At 28.7% G+C, this 17,959-nt stretch carries 13 protein-coding genes and 1 other annotated feature; of the genes, 7 read left to right on the plus strand and 6 right to left on the minus strand.

Annotated elements, in window-relative coordinates; genetic code table 11:
- Positions 1 to 147: 147 nt before the first annotated feature.
- Positions 148 to 396 (minus strand) — a binding site (T-box leader).
- A 257-nt stretch (positions 397 to 653) separates the two neighbouring features.
- Positions 654 to 2,000: an SH3 domain-containing protein gene (locus tag B3630_RS01470; RefSeq protein WP_346894876.1), complete on the plus strand. Its 1,347-nt coding sequence runs from the start codon at positions 654 to 656 to the stop codon at positions 1,998 to 2,000.
- Between the two features lie 68 nt (positions 2,001 to 2,068).
- Complete coding sequence (locus B3630_RS01475) at positions 2,069 to 2,623, plus strand: phosphatase PAP2 family protein (protein WP_346894878.1); 555 nt, start codon at positions 2,069 to 2,071, stop codon at positions 2,621 to 2,623.
- Between the two features lie 144 nt (positions 2,624 to 2,767).
- Here the strand turns inward: B3630_RS01475 and B3630_RS01480 are convergent, their stop codons facing one another.
- Both B3630_RS01480 and B3630_RS01485 read right to left on the minus strand, forming a co-directional pair.
- Positions 2,768 to 3,670, minus strand: a complete 903-nt coding sequence (locus tag B3630_RS01480; protein WP_346894880.1) for a polysaccharide deacetylase family protein — start codon at positions 3,668 to 3,670, stop codon at positions 2,768 to 2,770.
- A gap of 17 nt (positions 3,671 to 3,687) precedes the next feature.
- A complete protein-coding gene (locus B3630_RS01485; protein WP_346894882.1) occupies positions 3,688 to 3,960 on the minus strand; it encodes a hypothetical protein in 273 nt (90 codons plus the stop codon).
- A 195-nt stretch (positions 3,961 to 4,155) separates the two neighbouring features.
- Here B3630_RS01485 and B3630_RS01490 point away from each other — a divergent pair, with 195 nt between their 5' ends.
- A complete protein-coding gene (locus B3630_RS01490; protein WP_346894884.1) occupies positions 4,156 to 5,535 on the plus strand; it encodes a CCA tRNA nucleotidyltransferase in 1,380 nt (459 codons plus the stop codon).
- A 53-nt stretch (positions 5,536 to 5,588) separates the two neighbouring features.
- Here B3630_RS01490 and B3630_RS01495 read toward each other — a convergent pair whose 3' ends face one another.
- The 3 genes from B3630_RS01495 to atoD form a co-directional block, all read right to left on the minus strand.
- Positions 5,589 to 5,870, minus strand: a complete 282-nt coding sequence (locus B3630_RS01495) for a late competence development ComFB family protein (protein ID WP_346870322.1) — start codon at positions 5,868 to 5,870, stop codon at positions 5,589 to 5,591.
- An 80-nt stretch (positions 5,871 to 5,950) separates the two neighbouring features.
- Positions 5,951 to 6,610 carry a 3-oxoacid CoA-transferase subunit B gene (locus B3630_RS01500; RefSeq protein ID WP_346894886.1) on the minus strand — a complete coding sequence of 220 codons (660 nt, stop codon included), beginning with the start codon at positions 6,608 to 6,610 and terminating at the stop codon, positions 5,951 to 5,953.
- A 1-nt stretch (position 6,611) separates the two neighbouring features.
- Complete coding sequence (gene atoD, locus B3630_RS01505; protein ID WP_035135146.1) at positions 6,612 to 7,265, minus strand: acetate CoA-transferase subunit alpha; 654 nt, start codon at positions 7,263 to 7,265, stop codon at positions 6,612 to 6,614.
- A 570-nt stretch (positions 7,266 to 7,835) separates the two neighbouring features.
- Here atoD and addB point away from each other — a divergent pair.
- From addB to B3630_RS01525, 4 genes are all read left to right on the plus strand, one after another.
- Positions 7,836 to 11,306, plus strand: a complete 3,471-nt coding sequence (addB, locus tag B3630_RS01510) for a helicase-exonuclease AddAB subunit AddB (protein ID WP_346894888.1) — start codon at positions 7,836 to 7,838, stop codon at positions 11,304 to 11,306.
- On the plus strand, positions 11,299 to 15,207 hold the full coding sequence (addA, locus tag B3630_RS01515) for a helicase-exonuclease AddAB subunit AddA (RefSeq protein ID WP_346894890.1): 3,909 nt from the start codon (positions 11,299 to 11,301) through the stop codon (positions 15,205 to 15,207). The genes addB and addA overlap by 8 nt, the downstream gene beginning before the upstream one ends.
- 151 nt (positions 15,208 to 15,358) lie before the next feature.
- Positions 15,359 to 16,978: a hypothetical protein gene (locus B3630_RS01520; protein ID WP_346894892.1), complete on the plus strand. Its 1,620-nt coding sequence runs from the start codon at positions 15,359 to 15,361 to the stop codon at positions 16,976 to 16,978.
- 111 nt (positions 16,979 to 17,089) lie between these two features.
- The gene (locus B3630_RS01525) at positions 17,090 to 17,257 is read left to right on the plus strand and encodes a hypothetical protein (protein ID WP_346894894.1); all 168 of its coding nucleotides are present in this window, start codon (positions 17,090 to 17,092) and stop codon (positions 17,255 to 17,257) included.
- 46 nt (positions 17,258 to 17,303) lie between these two features.
- Here the strand turns inward: B3630_RS01525 and B3630_RS01530 are convergent.
- Positions 17,304 to 17,959: 4Fe-4S dicluster domain-containing protein (locus tag B3630_RS01530; RefSeq protein WP_346894896.1), on the minus strand; the 656-nt coding region annotated here is incomplete at its 5' end.

Genomic DNA, 17,959 nt, shown 5'->3' on the forward strand with positions numbered 1-17,959 from the left:
ATCTCCCTTCTATACTTAATATTCTATCCAAAAACTTTAAGTGAGAATCCAAATCTTTTATTTGGTTCCTCGAACTTACTTCATCCAACCTATGTGAGATGGAGTTTCATCTTATATAAAATAAAAAACTCGTCACTTTTCATAAAGAAAAGGGACGAGGTATACCCGTGGTTCCACCCAAATTGTCCTTAAACTTATTTAAATTAGATTATAAAGATAACTAATTTAAATAAGTGATATAAAGGACCACTCTAAAAACTATAACGTAGTTAACGGACTTTATTAGAGTCACTCAGAGGTGGTCTTCAACATGATTTACTTAAAAGCAATTTCAGCTACTATGCTTTCTCTCTGTAAATAAAGTGACATATCTACTGTCCTCTTCATTGCGATAATATTATTAATTATTATTCTATTATATCATAAATTTTGAGTTATGATGCAGAAATTATTAACTTTATTTTAGCATATATATGTTTAATGTCAATACAAATTGTCAAGTAAATAAAGAATAACAAGAAAGGATTACATTTAATTTATATTTATGTAAATTTATAATATGTTAAGCAAATAAATAGTATAATTATATTAAGGATTGCTTAAAATTAAGAAATATTTAAGTAAAAATATATAGTTAGAGGTGAGGATATACAATGAATCATAATACTAATCTAAATGTTATGGATGAAATGTACTATAGTGATTTATGGATAAAGTTATGCAAGAGAAGTAAAGATATTATTCTCACTAAGGATGAAATAGAAAAATACAATGCTGAAGGAATTAAAAAGGGATATATTTATGATATATTTAATGAGGAGAATGAAGTATCTAAAGAATATGTAATTACTATGATAAATTGTGTAAGCAAGATTCCAGAAGGTGATAGATACAAGAATGGTAGTAAAGTAAACAAGGAATATTATGATAAACTTATTGATAATATGAATTTAAATGAAATAAGGGACAAAATTTCTATAGAATATGGATTGTTAGTAAAGAGGGGAAGTATAAGAACATTTCCTACTAGTGATAGAGTGTTTAAGGGGGATAAAGAATACGATTTAGACAGATTTATGGAAAGTGCTATATATGCAGTGGAACCTTGTATTATATATGCTTTTAGTAAAGATGGAAAGTGGTGTTTTTGTAAAACCTATAATTATTCAGGATGGATTAAAAAAGATAATATAGCTCTTGGAAGTAAAAAAGAAATAGAAGAATATTGTAAATGCAAAGATTTCATTGTAGTTACAGGTAAAAAGATAAATCTCGGTTATAATCCTTTTATAGAGGCATTAAGAAATTTAGATATTGATATGGGAGTAAAACTACCTATAGAAACTAATTTGAGCAAGAAAGAATTAATTTATGATATGTATAGTGAAGGTAATTATGTAGTTAAATATCCGCTAAGAGAAAGTAATGGTGAATTAAAGTTTACTAATATTTTAATTCCATATAATGAAGATGTTCGTAGAGGATATTTAAAATGTAGTAGAAGTAATATATTAAAACAAATATTTAAATTCCAAGGAGAAAGGTATGGGTGGGGTGGAGAATTCAATGGAAGAGATTGTTCTTCCCTTATCATAGATACCTTTAGAAGTTTTGGAATACAATTTCCAAGAAATAGTGGTGATCAATTAAAAAAATCTGTTGGGAAAACATTGCTTGTTCATAAAGAAATGACTTATCATGAAAGAATGAAAATATTAGATAGCTTGAAACCCGGAACCCTTATATTTCTGAATGGACATGTAGCTATGTTTATAGGAAATTATAAAAATAGTTATTATATAGTTCACGATGTAATAGGAGTATTTGTAAATAAAAAGGGTTATGAAAAGGAAAATAAAGGGCAGAGGGAACAGGTTAATAAAGAAAAGATATACTTAGGAATAAAGGGTGTAACAGTATCTGAATTAAAAGATATATACACCTCTAGTGGGAAACCATATATTGAAGAGATTATTGGAATTAAGGACATATTCAATTAAAGTTAGAAGCAAGTAATAGTAACAAAAAACAAAATATAGAAAAGATTATTTAAGAAAGGGATAAACTAATGAATCAATGGCTATACGGAATAGATAAGGGAATAACTGATGCTATAGCTTTTGGATTACAGAATAAAATTTTTGATACTATAATGCCATTCATAACAAGGCTGGGAGATGCAGGGTTTATATGGATAGCAATTAGCATTATTCTTATATGCACTAAAAAATATAGAAAAGTAGGAATAACAAGTTTACTAGCAATATCTATAGGTACAATTTTAACAGAGGGAGTAATAAAGCATTTAGTGGAGAGAGTACGACCCATTATTTCATATCCTATAGATAATCCTTTGATAAAGCTACCTAGTAGCTTTTCTTTTCCATCAGGTCATACTGCATCTTCTATAGCTGTAGCATATGTACTTTCCACATATATTAAGAGATATAAGTTTTATTTTATAGCTTTGGCAGTTTTAATAGGTTTTTCTAGAATATATTTGTATGTTCATTATTTTTCTGATGTGTTAGGTGGAGCAGTAGTTGGATTTGTAAGTGGAATTCTAGCTGTGTATATAATGGGGAAAATTAATAAGAGAAAAGAAAATATTTTGGAATATTAGCATATAAAATAACTAAAGGGTTGTCTCAAAATAAGCTAAATTTTATTAAAGTACAAGCTCAATACTAGTAAGATTTAGTGAATTATTTTGAAACAACTCTTATAAATAGACTTTGTAATTGGTTAAAGTTACAAAATTCAATTGTTAATTTATAAAACGAATAGCAGCTGAATCATGCTTTAAAGGTCTAAATACATATCCTTGAGCTTTTAAACCTTCAAGAATTTTTGGCATTGCATCTAATGTGGTATATTTGAAGTTTGTATCATGCATTAATATATTAGCTGTATTAACGTTAGAGCTACCATCAAGAACACTTTTTATTATACTTTTTTCATCCAATGTTACCTTAGTAGCATCTGAAGAATCAACATTCCAGTCAAAATAGGTGTACCCACGGTCTTTTAGAGCTTTAAAAATACAATTAGGCATATTTTTATGTTCACTCATATATCCTGTATTTGAACCACCAGGGAATCGTAAAATTTTAGAGGGTTCTTTACCGGTTATTTCTTTTAGCTTATTATCAAGAGCTTCCACATCACTAATAAAAGCCTTAGTAGATGAATAAATCTTTTGATAATTATGACTATATGTATGATTAGCAAGAACATGTCCACGATTAACGATTTCTCTATAAATATCATCATAGCCGTCTTTGTATATTACAAAAAAAGTCGCTTTAGCATTGTATTTGTCAAGTACATCTAACAGTTTCAAGGTATTAGATGAAGGCCCATCGTCAAAGGTTAAATGAGCAATCTTTTTTTGTGACATTGCCTTATCATAAGTCGATTGTTTTTCACTTAGTTCTTTTTCTAACTTAATATTTTCTGCAAGTATAGATTTGTTAGAGGATGATAAAGAATCGATTTCTTTTAATAGATTACTTTGCTTACTAGAAGCTACAAACATTTTTGTTGTTGCTAATATTGATATAAAAAAACATAAACATAAAGCTGATAAGTATATAATACTTAGTATAGAAGGTTTCTTCCTTCTTCTAACTTTCCTTTTTGATGATTCAAGATTAATATTGTAATTCATGATTTTAGCTCCTTATGTTAATTATTAATTTCAGCAAGTTCATCAAGTAAGGCATCTAAATTTGAACCTGACTCTAGCAAGTTCTTATTTGCTTTATGTAAATTAGCCTTTGTAGCTTTAAGGGATTCTATTTCAGTAGATAATTCATTATTTTTAAACTGATATTCTTTCTCTTTTGCATTAGCAAATACTGAAATTCCTATAAATATGAAGCAAAATATAGAAGCCATTACACAGAGTTTACCATGTGAGTTATTATTTTTTTTAGAATGAAATAAAGTATTTTTCATAAGAATCTCCTTTAATTAGTTATTATGTTTTATACTAATAATTATAAAGGATATATTATGTATAATCATTACGAAATAGTAACAATTTAAAAACTTTTTTGTTGTTTTTTATATTTTAATTTTAATATTAAACAGCTTTGTGGTAGAAATTACATTGTAAAATTAAACAGGTGTATTTAAGGAGAAGGTATAAGTATGTATATTGACATGCCAAGGTATATAGAGAATTGTATTAATGAAATAGAAAAAAATGGTTTTGAAGCTTATATAGTAGGAGGATGTGTAAGAGATAGTATTATAGGTAAAAATCCTAATGACTGGGACATATGTACCTCAGCAACTCCAAAGGAGATAAAGGAAATATTTATAGATAAAAAAACTATAGATGTAGGAATTGAACATGGAACAGTGGTAGTATTAATGGAAAATGAAGCGGTAGAAATAACTACATTTAGAGTAGATGGGGATTACTCCGATGGGAGAAGACCAGATAGAGTAGAATTTACTTCAAAACTTATAGATGATTTAGGAAGAAGAGATTTTACTATAAATGCTATAGCTTATAATCATAAAGTAGGAATAATAGATTATTTTAATGGAATTAAGGATATAAAAAATAAGGTTATAAAGTGTGTAGGAGAATCAAATAAAAGATTTAAAGAAGACTCATTAAGGATAATGCGAGGATTAAGATTTATGGCACAGTTAAACTACAAAATAGAAAAAGAAACTCTAATTGCCATGGAGAATAACAAGGCGCTTCTTAAGAAAATTTCTAGGGAGAGAATAATTGTAGAGTTAAATAAGCTAATACTATGTGATTATCCTGGTGATGGAATTAAATATATGATTAGTATGGGGATTATGCATATATTAGTAACTTATCTATATAAAGATGAAGAAAAATATATTTATGATTCATTTAAGGTAAAAGAATGTATTAAGGTTATAGAGGGATGTCCTAAAAAACTTTATTTGCGATTAACTATATTTTTGTACTATATATTAAAAAGTAATAAAGATGAAAATAACATAAGAATTGATTATAAAGGTGATACATCTAAGTTAATACCTAAACAAGACATAAATATAAGCATTAAATGTGGAGAAATTCTTAAAGAACTACATTATGACAATAGGACAATAAAGAATGTAAGTACACTTATAGCATATTATGATACTCCAATTTATGAAGATAAAGTATATATTAAAAGACTATTACAAGGTATAGGATTAGATGTATTAGGAGAATTAATAATTATAAAATATATAACAAAAATATTTTTAAAAGAAGAAAACTTAGAAATTATAACTCAATTTAATTTAAATAAGATGAGAATAGAATTAATTTTAGATGAAATTATGAAAAATGAAGAAGCATATAGGAAGTCTGACTTGAAAATTACAGGAAAAGATTTAATAAATTTAGGGGTAAAGGAAGGCATAGTAATAGGAAAAATATTAGATGAATTATTAGAAATGGTTATTAAAGATCCTAAATGTAATGATAAAGAAAAACTAACTATGTATGTAAAAGAAATATATGAAAAGTATAAAAGCAATGAAAATAAATAAAAAAATAAGACCGCTATGATCTAATCAATTAGTTAATCATAGGGTCTCTTACCTTATCTATATTCATGGTGCTTAGGATTTGTTGAAACTTTTTCTACAGCTCTAATAACTTGAGCAGTTATAGAAATTTCTTCTTGCTTGTCAATTTCATTTAAAGCAGTAGTATAAATTTTACCTTCTTCACTAACCACATACTTGGGTTTTATAGAATTTAGGGCAAGAGCAGACATATCATCAAGGCACTTTTGGCAAGTACAAATATTAGGATAATCTTTAAGCACACTTTTTAAAACATATTCAACTTGATCTTCTGCATAATTTTTGTAAGGTGGCATAAAAAATTCCTTTCTAACATAAGTCTATTGGTAATTATTTTTAATTACCAATAGACTTTAATTAATTATTTTAAATAAAATTATAATTCCATTTTCTTAATGTTTTCTGGAATTATAAGATCTGCAAGTGTTGCATTTTTTACATCTTCGATAGTAGCTTCTGGTCCAAGTTCTTTAAGAACAAGACCTTCTGAAGTTACTTCAAGAACTGCCATTTCAGTAATAATTAAGTTTACCTGATGAGCAGCAGTTAAAGGAAGTGTACATTTCTTCAATATTTTTGGATTACCTTTAGCTGTATGTTCCATAGCTACTATAACTTTTTTAGCTCCAACAACTAGGTCCATAGCTCCGCCCATTCCAGGAACCATTTTACCAGGAATCATCCAGTTTGCAAGGTTTCCTTCTTGGTCAACTTCTAAAGCTCCAAGTACAGTAGCAGCAACATGACCGCCTCTGATTATTCCGAAAGATGCAGAAGAATCAAAGAATGCAGCTCCAGGGATAACAGTAACATGTTGTCCGCCAGCATTTACTAGGTCTTTTTGCTCTTCTCCAGGAGCAGGAGCAGCACCAATTCCTATGAATCCATTTTCAGATTGTAATGTTACATCTATGCCTTCTGGTATATAGTTAGCTACCATTGTTGGAAGACCTATACCTAGATTAACTACGTCTCCATCGTTAAGTTCTTTTGCAACTCTTTTAGCAATGATTTCTCTTATCATGTTCTTATCCATGTTAGTTCTCCCCCTTTACTATATAGTCAACAAAGATATATGGTGTCATAACTACGTTTGGATCTATATCTCCAACTTCTACAAGCTCTTCAGCTTGAACGATTACAGTATCTGCAGCAGTAGCTATTAAAGGATTGAAGTTTCTTGTTGCTTGATTGTAGTATACGTTTCCTTTTTTATCAACCTTTGAACCGAATAAAAGAGCAACATCTGCTTTAAGAGGTTTTTCAAGAATGTATTCTTGTCCATCAACAGTAATAACTTCTTTACCATCTTGTACAATTGTTCCAAGACCAGTTGGAGTTAAGAATCCACCAAGACCAGCTCCGCCACATCTGATTCTTTCAGCAAGAGTTCCTTGAGGTGATAATTCTACTTCCATTTCTCCAGAATTCATTTGGTTTCCAGTTTCTTTGTTTGTACCAATATGTGATGCAATAGTTTTCTTAACTTGTTTGTTAACTATTAACTTACCAATACCTCTATCTGGAAATCCAGTATCGTTTGCTATGATAGTTAAATCTTTAACGCCTTTTTTAACTAAAGCATCTATAATAGCTTCTGGAGTACCTACAGCTAAAAATCCACCTATCATAACAGTCATTCCATCTTGAATTTTAGCAACTGCTTCATCAATTGAAATAAGTTTATTCATATGTTAAACCCTCCATAAATAAAAAATTTTCTTCCATACTAGTTTACCCCTAATTTAAATATTTTGCAATGTATAAAGGCTGATTAAATTTTTAATTAAAAAACTAATGAAAGTATTCATTTTTAATTATTAAGGTCTAATTTTGTTAAATATTACACGAAATACTTAAAACTATATTTTCATATAATATATACATTTAGATAAATAGGTATACATAGAGCTATTTTTATATGAAACTATATACCAATATAAATATGAAACTAGTTACCTAGGAAAGTATATAAATATATAACTAGTTAACTAGTTGTTCTCGTCACAAGGGTTTCAGGGATTTTGCCATTTTGCAAGTAGGAAAATAGCCATCTAAAACATGATAATTTGGTAGATTTATTATAGATAATTTAAATAAAATAATGGATAGATATAGTGAGGATTAAATATTTATAAATAGCCAATGATATTAAAAAAGAATCATTGGCTTATGTTATAATTAGGTAATAATAAAGGAAGAAAGTAATTATAAGAAATTGTGAAATATATAAGGAAATTTAAAGGTTAGGAAGTGAGATTTTGGGAATTAGATTTATTTACGGCAGAGCAGGTACAGGTAAGAGTTATGCCTGTATTGAAGAAATCTATGAAAAATCCTTTGATAATAAAGCTCCATTAATATTAATAGTTCCAGAGCAGTTATCCTTTAGAGCAGAAAAGGCTCTCATTGAGAGGATTGGTGCCACTGGAATAAATAATGTACATCTTTTAAGCTTTAAAAGATTAGCTTTTACTATTTTTAATGAAGTTGGTGGAGTAACTCATAAGTACATGAATGATACAGGAAAAGCAATAATTGTAGGAAGAGCTATAGATGAGGCAAAAGATGAACTTAGCATATTTAAACAAGCTACAAAACAAAAAGGTTTTATAGATAAAATCATAGGAGTACTTACCGAATTTAAAAGACATAAAATTACTCCACAAACTCTTAAAGATTTAAAGGGAAATGTGGATGAAAGTTCACTACTAGTGGATAAGTTAAGTGATATTGAGGTAATTTATTCAAAGTTTCAAAATAAACTTAGTGAAGGATATTTTGATCCTGAGGATAATTTAACTATTTTAAAAGGGAAGATTGAAGAAAGTAGGTTTTTAAAGGGAGCAGAAGTGTGGATAGATGAATTTAGTGGCTTCACTCCTCAGCAATATGACATCATAGGAAAACTTTTAAGCATTTGTACCAATGTCAATATAACAATACCTTATGGTGGGGATGAGGTCACAGATAAAAATGAGGATACTAATCCTTTTTATCCAATATATACTACAGAAGAAAAACTTACAAAACTTGCACAAGATTATGGGTACTATCCTAAAAATAATCTTCATTTATACATTGGACATAGATTTAAAGAAAGTGAGGAATTATCCTTCTTAGAGGAAAACTACTTTAATAATAGGGGGAAAGCATTAAAAGCTCCTACAAAAAATATAAGTATATTTAAAGCTCAGAATCCCTATGGAGAAGTAGAGTATGTAGCCAAGGAAATCTTGAAACTAGTTAGAGAGAAGGACTTTAGATATAAGGACATTATAGTTATAAGTAGAGATTTGGAGAATTATAAGGACATAGTTAGAGTAATATTTGAAGAATATGATATTCCATTTTTTATTGATGATAAGGAGGATATAGCATCAAATCCATTGGTTGTATATATAACTTCACTTTTAAACATATTTTCTAAAGGATTTAGAGATAATTCCATAGTTAATTACTTTAAAAGTGGTTTTGCAAATTTATCACCATCAGAAGTAGATTTACTAGAAAATTATGTTTTAGAGTATGGCATTAAAACTAGGAAAAAATGGATAGATGATAATGAGGAGTATTGGAGAGAAAGCTCTAAGTATGAGAATATAATAGAAATAAAAAATAAAGGAATAGAGCCTCTCATTAAATTAGAGGAGAAATTAAAAGGTAAACATAAGGTTAAAGATATTTGCTCAAGTATTTATAAATTCTTAGTTGATAATAGAGTTTATGAAAATGTTAATGAATATATAGAGAAATTTAAGAGAGATAATAATCTTTTATTAGTGGATGAGTATAGTAGTATCTGGAATATGCTTATTGAGCTTTTAGATCAGTTTGTAGATATTCTTGGAGAAGAAGTGGTGACCATTGAAGAGTTTAATAATATCCTATCTATGGGGATATCTCATAATAAAATGGGGCTAATTCCCACATCCATGGATCAAGTAGTGGTAGGAAGTGCTGAGAGAATAAAGGCTCAAGAGGTAAAGGTAGCCATAGTTGTTGGTGTAAATGATGGGGTACTTCCAAGGATTACAGGTGATGAAGGTCTATTTAATGATAATGATAGAATAGTATTTAAAAATAATAATATAAGTGTGGCAGATAATAGCTTTGAACTAGCATTTGGAGAACAATATTTAATATACAATTTACTAAGTATTGCAAGTAATCTATTATATGTTACTTATCCAATTGCTGATTTAGAAGGAAAGACTAAAAGATATTCCATGGTGATTCCAAGGCTAAAAGTCTTATTTCCTAATGTTTTGGAGAATACAGATATATTAAAGGATGAAGCGGGAAAAGATGAAAAAGCCATAGTAGGAAAAACTCCTACCTTTAATAACTTAATAAAAAAGCTCCATGAATATGTAGAAAGAGATGAGATAACAGACCTTTGGAAGGAGATATATAGATATTATTATCAGGAGCCAGAATATAGAGAAAAACTTCTTAAGGTAATAAGTGGCTTTACCTATAAAAATCATATAGAAGCTATAAGTAAAGATAAAATAAGGCAATTGTATGGGAAAAGTCTTAGTGTATCTAAAATAGAAGCCTACGCCAATTGCTCCTTCGGTTATTTTGTAAAGTATGGTCTTAAAGCTAAGGAAAGAAAGATTTATACTTTTGCACCACTTGATTTTGGAAATCTAATTCATGAAGGACTTGATAAGTTTTCTAAAAGAGTAGAGAAGGAAAAAGCGGTATGGGGAACTTTAAATAAAGAATTTTGTGAAAGGGTTATAAATGATGTTATATCAGAGCTTACAAATTCGGAGGAGCATAGAATTTTAAAAAGTTCTAAGAGATATGAATATATAGCTACAAGGATAAAAAGAATTTTATATAGAATGGTGTTAATCATTAATGAGCAGATGGAAAGAGGAACTTTTCAACCTATTGGCTATGAAATTTCCTTTGGCTTTGAAAAAGATGATTATTATCCTCCAATACCAATAACCTTATCCACAGGAGAAGTAGTAAAATTACAAGGAAAGATTGATAGAGTGGATAAAACCTCTATAGATGGGGTTAATTATTATAGAGTTGTGGATTATAAAACAGGAAAAATAGACTTAGATATAAATGATGTATATAATGGATTAAAAATTCAGTTACTAACTTATTTAGATGCAATTTTAACCCTTGAACAAGAGAAAATGTCTAAAAAACCAGTGGTATCAGAAGGAAAAGGAAGAACCATGCCAGGAGCTATGGTATATCTTTCTGTGGATGATCCAATAATGGATGGGTCTAAAAAACTTACCATGGAGAATTTAGAAGAAGAAGTATTAAAGGCGTTAAAAATGAAGGGAATCGTCATAAGAGATTTAAAGATAGTTAAGGAAATGGATAAAACCATAGAAAAAGGAGGAACTTCTTCCATAATTCCTGTAGCTTTAAATAAACCCAAAAAGGGTAGTGATGAAGCCGAATTTTCAAAGAATAATAGTTCAGTGATAACCTATGAAGGTTTTAATGTGCTAAGAAGTCACATGAAGGAAAAGGTTAGAGAAATCTGTGAAGATATGTTAGAGGGAATTATAGAAGTAACTCCATGTAAAAATGGAAAAAGCTATTACTGTGAATTTTGTGAGTTCTCTTCTATATGTCAGTTTGATGAAACCATGGGGATTAATAATTTTAAAGTAATGCCTAGAAGAAATAAAAAAGAACTTCTTCAGCAGCTTGAAGTAGAGGGAAAAGGAGGTGAAGGTAATGAGTAGTGTAAAGTGGACAGAGGACCAACAAAAGGCCATTAATATTAGATATAGAAACACATTAGTATCTGCAGCAGCAGGTTCTGGAAAAACTGCAGTTTTAGTTGAAAGAATTATAAAAATTATCACAGATAGAGATAATCCTGTGGATATTGATAAATTACTTATAGTAACCTTTACTAATGCAGCAGCGGCAGAGATGAGAGAACGTATAGGAGAAGCTATTAATAAAAGAATTAAGGAGGAGCCTAATAATAGGAATCTCCAAACTCAATTAATACTTCTTAATAAGGCAAGTATATCAACTCTTCATTCCTTTTGTTTAAACCTTATTAAAAATAACTTTCATCAATTAGATATAGAGCCAAACTTTAGAGTTGGGGATACTACTGAGATAAATCTTTTAAAGGTAGAAGCTTTAGAAGAACTTATGGAAGGAAAATATATTGAAGGAAAAGAGGAATTTATAGAGCTAGTAGAAAGTTATTGTGATAATAAAAGTGATAAAGCCTTGGCAGAAATGGTACTAAGATTATATAACTTTTCTATGAGTATGGGTGCTCCTGTAGCTTGGCTAAAAGCTAAATCCGAAATTTTCAATGTGGGTGAAGATTTTTCCTTTGAAAAGTTACCTTTTAAGGATGCCTTACTAAAAGAATTAAGAGAAGATATAATAAATGCTTTAGAGATAAATAATGAAGGGTTAGATTTTGTACTAAATAATCCTATTATTGATAAATATAAAGCTACCTTTGAAAATGATGGAGAAATATTAGAGAGAACTTTAACAATAATTGAAGGTGAACTAAAGGAAGATAGACAATACATTGAAGAAACTGGTTTTGGAAGAATTCCAACTTTAACAAAGTTAACGGAGGAAGAGAAATTAATACAAAAAAAGGCCAAGGATTTAAGAGATACTGCTAAGGAAATATATGTGGAGGTAAAGAGTAAGATATTAAATGCTACTTCTAAGGAAAATATTAAAATTACTAAAAAACTTTATCCATTAATGAAGGAACTAACAAACCTAGTAATAGAATTTAAAGATATCTTTGATAAGAAAAAGAGAGAAAGAGGTATCATAGATTTCAATGACCAGGAACATTTTGCCCTTGAAATTTTAAGAGATAAGGAAGATAAAAATAAACCATCAAGCATTGCTTTAGAGCTTAAAGATAAATTTGAAGAAATACTAGTAGATGAATATCAAGATTCAAATAGTGTTCAGGAAGAAATAATCAATCTTATTTGTAGAACAGAAAAGGATACAAGAAACGTATTCATGGTTGGAGACTTAAAGCAAAGTATATATAGGTTTAGAATGGCAAAGCCCGAGCTATTTAAAAATAAGAAAGAAGCCTACACTAAAAATGGAGATGACTATAATGCTCTTATTACTCTCCATAAAAATTTTAGGAGTAGAAGAGAGGTTATAGACGGGATAAACTATATCTTTAATGCTGTTATGAGTGAGGATGTAGGGGAACTAGCCTATGATGAAAGTGAAGAGCTCAAGGTTGGGGCCAGTTATAAAGAGTTTTTAGGTGAAGGTAATATTGGTGGAGAGGTGGAATTTAACCTTATAAACCTTGATTATGAAGATGTTGAAGCTAATGAAAATAATGAAATAGAAGAAGAGCTTCAAGAACAAAGTGATATCACAAGTAGTGAGGAAGAACTGGATAAAGAAGAACTAGATTCTATGCAGCTAGAGGCTAGATTTGTGGCAAAACGAATAAGAGAGCTAATGGAGCATCATGGGGAAAATTCATTAAAGGTATATGATAAGAACTTAGATGATTATAGAAGAGCTACCTATAAGGATATGGTTATTCTTTTAAGGTCAAGTAATAAGCTGTCTCCTATATTTATAGAAGAATTCAAAAGAGTAGGAATCCCTCTTTTCTCAGAAGGGGGAGGGGGGTATTTTGATACTCTTGAAGTAAAGACAGTTATAAGTGCTTTAGAAATTATAGATAATCCAATACAAGATATTCCTCTAATTGCTGTATTAAGGTCACCTATTGGTGGATTCACTACAGAAGAGTTAGCAGATATAAGAATTTCTAATAAAAATGTGAGTTTTTATCATGCCATGGTAGGCCTTTTAGATTATGAGAAAAAGGATTATGAAGATGAAAACCTTAGTGATACTTGGGAAGAAATCTATAATAATACTGGTCTAAAAATAAAAATAAAAACCTTCCTACATAAAATAAATAACTGGAGATTAGAAAGTAAATATACCCCTATAAATCAGCTCATATGGGAAATCATAACGGATACAGGATACTACGGTTATGTGGGAGCATTGCCTGGAGGAGAGCAAAGACAGGCTAACTTAAAAATTTTATTTAAGAGAGCTAAGGATTTTGAAAGAACTAGCTATAGAGGTTTATATAATTTTATAAACTTTATAAGTAATATAAAAACTAGTAGTGAAGATATGGGAAGTGCTAAAATCATAGGAGAAAATGAAGATGTAGTAAGAATCATGAGTATTCATAAAAGTAAGGGCTTAGAGTTTCCTATAGTATTTCTCTGTGGTCTTGGTAAAAGATTTAATGAAGGTGATTTAAAAGGCAAGATACTATTCCACCATGAATTAGGTTTTGGACCTACTTATATTGATTTAGATAATAGAGTTAGTTATAACACATCTCAAAGGGAGTTTATAAGCAAAAAAATTCAACGGGAAAACAAGTCAGAAGAGATGAGACTTTTATATGTTGCCCTAACTAGAGCAAAGGAAAAATTAATCTTAGTTGGAAGTGGTAAGGCTCTAGATAAGAAAATTGAAAAATGGTCTGGAGCAGGTATAGATGAAGGTGGAAGTATAAAATCAACTTATATAAAAAATCAAAAAAATTATATGGATTGGATAGGAGCTTCTCTTATAAATCATAAAGCTGGAGAATCCCTAAGGCATTATAATGAAAATATTATAAATGAAGATTTTAAAGAAGATCATAGTAGGTTTAAGGTAGCTATATATCCTAGAGAAATTTTTGAAGAAATAGAAGATGCAGCATTAGAAGAAGTGCCAGTAAAGGAAAAAATAAATAAACTTTTAGATAATGCTGATGAAAATATAAGTAAAGATTGTTATAAAGTAATTAAAGAAAGATTAGAATTTACTTATAAATATGAGGAAGCAACAAAGCTGCCTACGGTAATCACTGTTACAGAGTTAAAAGAGCTTCACAATAAGCTACCAGAAGCCAATAGAGAAAATAATCTATATATAGAAGGTGATGATTTAGATGAAGATAACTATAAAACTATAACCTATGGAGATGAAGTAGAAGGACCGAGAAAGTTTAGGTCTCTAATGCAAACACCACTATTTCTTCAAGAAAAGAAAGGGTTAACTCCATCAGAGGTGGGAACTGCTTATCACAATATAATGCAAAGATTAGACTTAAGTGGTGACCTTGCTAAAGAAGACATTACAAGGCAAATTAATACCATGGTAGAGAAGGAGCTAATAACCTTTGAAGCAGCAAAATCAGTTAAGGTAGATAAAATTCTTAAGTTTTTACAGAGCAACATAGGAAAAAAAGTAATAGAAGCTTTTAAAGAAAACTCTTTAAAAAGAGAGCTGCCTTTTAGAGTGGAAATAAATGCTTCTACTATTTATCCTAATGTTAGTAAAGAAACTTACTTAGAAGAAAAGATGCTTTTAAGAGGAGTTATAGACTGTTACTTTGAAGAGGGAGAAGAAGGCATGATTTTAGACTATAAAACTGATTATGTAAGAGAAGATAATATAGAAGAAATTAAAGAAAGATATAAAGTGCAATTAGATTATTATAGTAAAGCTATAAAAGATGCATTTAAGAAAGAAAAAGTAAGGAAATACTTATACTTATTTTCACTAGATAAAGAAGTTGAAGTACAATAACAGAAAAGGTATGCCATAAAATGAGGCATACCTTTCATTATAATTATAGCAGAATATTAATAGACTTTTGTAGTAAATTATTTTTGAAACAAGGAATTTTGTGTATTTTGTAGAATAAGTTATTCAATTAAAGTATTGGAGTTGAGTACTTATGGAAGAGGTAAATAAAACACTAGTAACTTCATTGTATAATCAAATAAACTTATATTTAGATATTGTAGAGATATTTGAATATTTACAGAAAGAGTTTTCAAGCTATTTTAAATATGATAGCTCTATTACAGAGTCTATGACAAAGGAATTCATTGGTGATTTTAATACCTTTGTTATAGTAGAAGAAAAGGAAAGAATTGAAGAGGTTTTTCATAAAGTACATACTAGTGAAGATCATAAGGTAAGTAGCCATGCTTTAAGTAAGGAAGTAAAAATAGATAAGAAATTCATCCATGATATTTTAGATAGTATAGAGAAAAATATAAATTCTAGGTTAAATTTATTTAAAAAGAAATGTGAGCTAGAGGTGTATACATTTCAGATGAAACATGGTGAGAAAGAAATATATAATGAACTAAATAGATATGTTTATGAGGATATGGAAGGAATATTATCATACATAGAAATAGGAGTTATTCAGCTTAAAAACATTGTAATAGGTGCTTTAGATGAAGAAATAAAATCTTATCATAGGGTTATTTGGAATACATTCAAAGAATTAATAATTGATTTAAGGAGAAAAGATATATTAAATAAGGGTGATATTTCAGATAAAATAATTATTAAAGAAGATGAGATTTTAAATTCTTTAGATGTTTTAAAAGAAAAGATAGCAGAAGTAGTAAGGAAAGAATTTATAGAGGTACTACTTAACTTAATTAATGAAGCTTTTGGAGATGAATTTACTAAAAGAATAAAAGTTTATAAAAAAGAGCTAAATAAATATTTAGCCAAAGAAATTTGTGAATCAAATTTAATTAGAAAAGATTCAATAGAATATACAACTACTTATGATAAATCTATGGGAAATAGAGAATATACCATAGGATATAAGGTGTTTTCCTTAGAACATGACTTTTTAAATATGATGATGAATATAAGTAAATTTAGCTTTGATGAAATAACAGATGAAATAGAACTCAGTATAAACAGTATATTTTATAATGAATTTACTAGACTAATTTATTATATAAATAGTGAAGAAGCGTTTTATGCTATATGTAGAAGTTTTCAAGATAAGTTTAATTATATAACTTGTGAAATTGTTAAGTCTTCATTAAGGTCCATAAAGGATAATTATTATAAGTCTATTATAGATATACTCATGGATAATATGAAATCTATCAGTGGTATTAATGTTTTTAAATCTATAGATAGCTATGGAGGAAATATAAAAGTATATAATCAAGGCTTAATTATGGATTTATATAATAAATGGAATAAGCTATATGGTAATTATAATGAGATAAAGAAGTACTGTATAGATATATCTAATATATTAATTTTGGATGAAAAAGATATTTTAAAGGAGTATTTTCAGTTGGATTTTAAAGAAGATAGTATATTCAAAGGTGAATATTACTGTGACTTTAAGGCATTGGAAAGAAAAAAGGAAGAACTTTATAACAATATATCCTTAATAAAAGAAAAACTATTAAAAACTCTTCAAGGAGATTTTACAACTTATTTTGATCATTTATTTCAAAGTATAGGAAAGAATTTAGAATATGTAAAATCAGAAGAGAAGAATTATTATACGGCAATTAATACTATATAAACTTATAAGTACTTTTTATATACTTTTAGGTATTAATAGTTTTTTCCACTGCACCAAGTGGTATAATTAACAGAATATAAAGAATGTTTTAAATTGAATGGAGTTGGTATTATGTCGGTGGATTTGTTTAAAAGAGCTAATGCTAAGGATTCAGAGTTTAAGGGAAAAAGTGCTGATACAGAGAAATATTTTTATAACCACTCTTTTAAAGCCAATATGATAGCTACTGGAATTATTGTTGCTTTATTTTTAGGATTTATTTACTTGCTTATTAGATAATAATACAGAAAGCCTAGAAAGGTTAGTTCCTTTCTGGGCTTTCTTTTTAGTCTTCAATATAATTTAAAAGGTCGTTAAACCCTATTCTATAAACAGTAGTTGCAAAAGTCTCCCCCTTGATTTTATGAGTATTATAGAAGGATAAAAGTTTATCCATTACCTTAGGAATTTCGTATATACCATAAAATTTAGGTAATATGTGTGTAGGATAGTCTACTTCTGCACTATTAATATAAATAGTTAATCCTGTTCCTGATGAAGATAGGGCTAAGAATGAACAGTTGCCAATGCAATTTCCACATCTTAAACACTTGTCCTCATGTAGTGCTAATTCTTTATTTATTTTTTCAAGGGCACCACTAGGACAATATCTAGTACATCTTGTACAAGCTATACACTCATGTTGATTTAAATCTACTTTTGTACCATTAATTATTCCTATTGAGTCTTTATATATTTCACTATACTTGTCTATCATATCTACTAGTTTAGTTAAATCACTTTCATTATAATTTTCTGCAGGTGTGGGTAGTGTGCTTCTCTTAAAAATAGACTCACAGTTATCATATAAGAAGCCTTGAACCTTTCTTCTTAATTCTATTGAAGTTTCATCTAATTTTTCATGAAAGGATTTATTAATATCTTTAGTATAAGTAGTCATAAATATTTCTCCTTTTATAAAATATAATCTCTTTAATAATT

It is taken from the genome of Clostridium sp. UBA7503 (assembly GCF_002477055.1).
GTDB lineage: Bacteria > Bacillota > Clostridia > Clostridiales > Clostridiaceae > Clostridium_J > Clostridium_J sulfidigenes.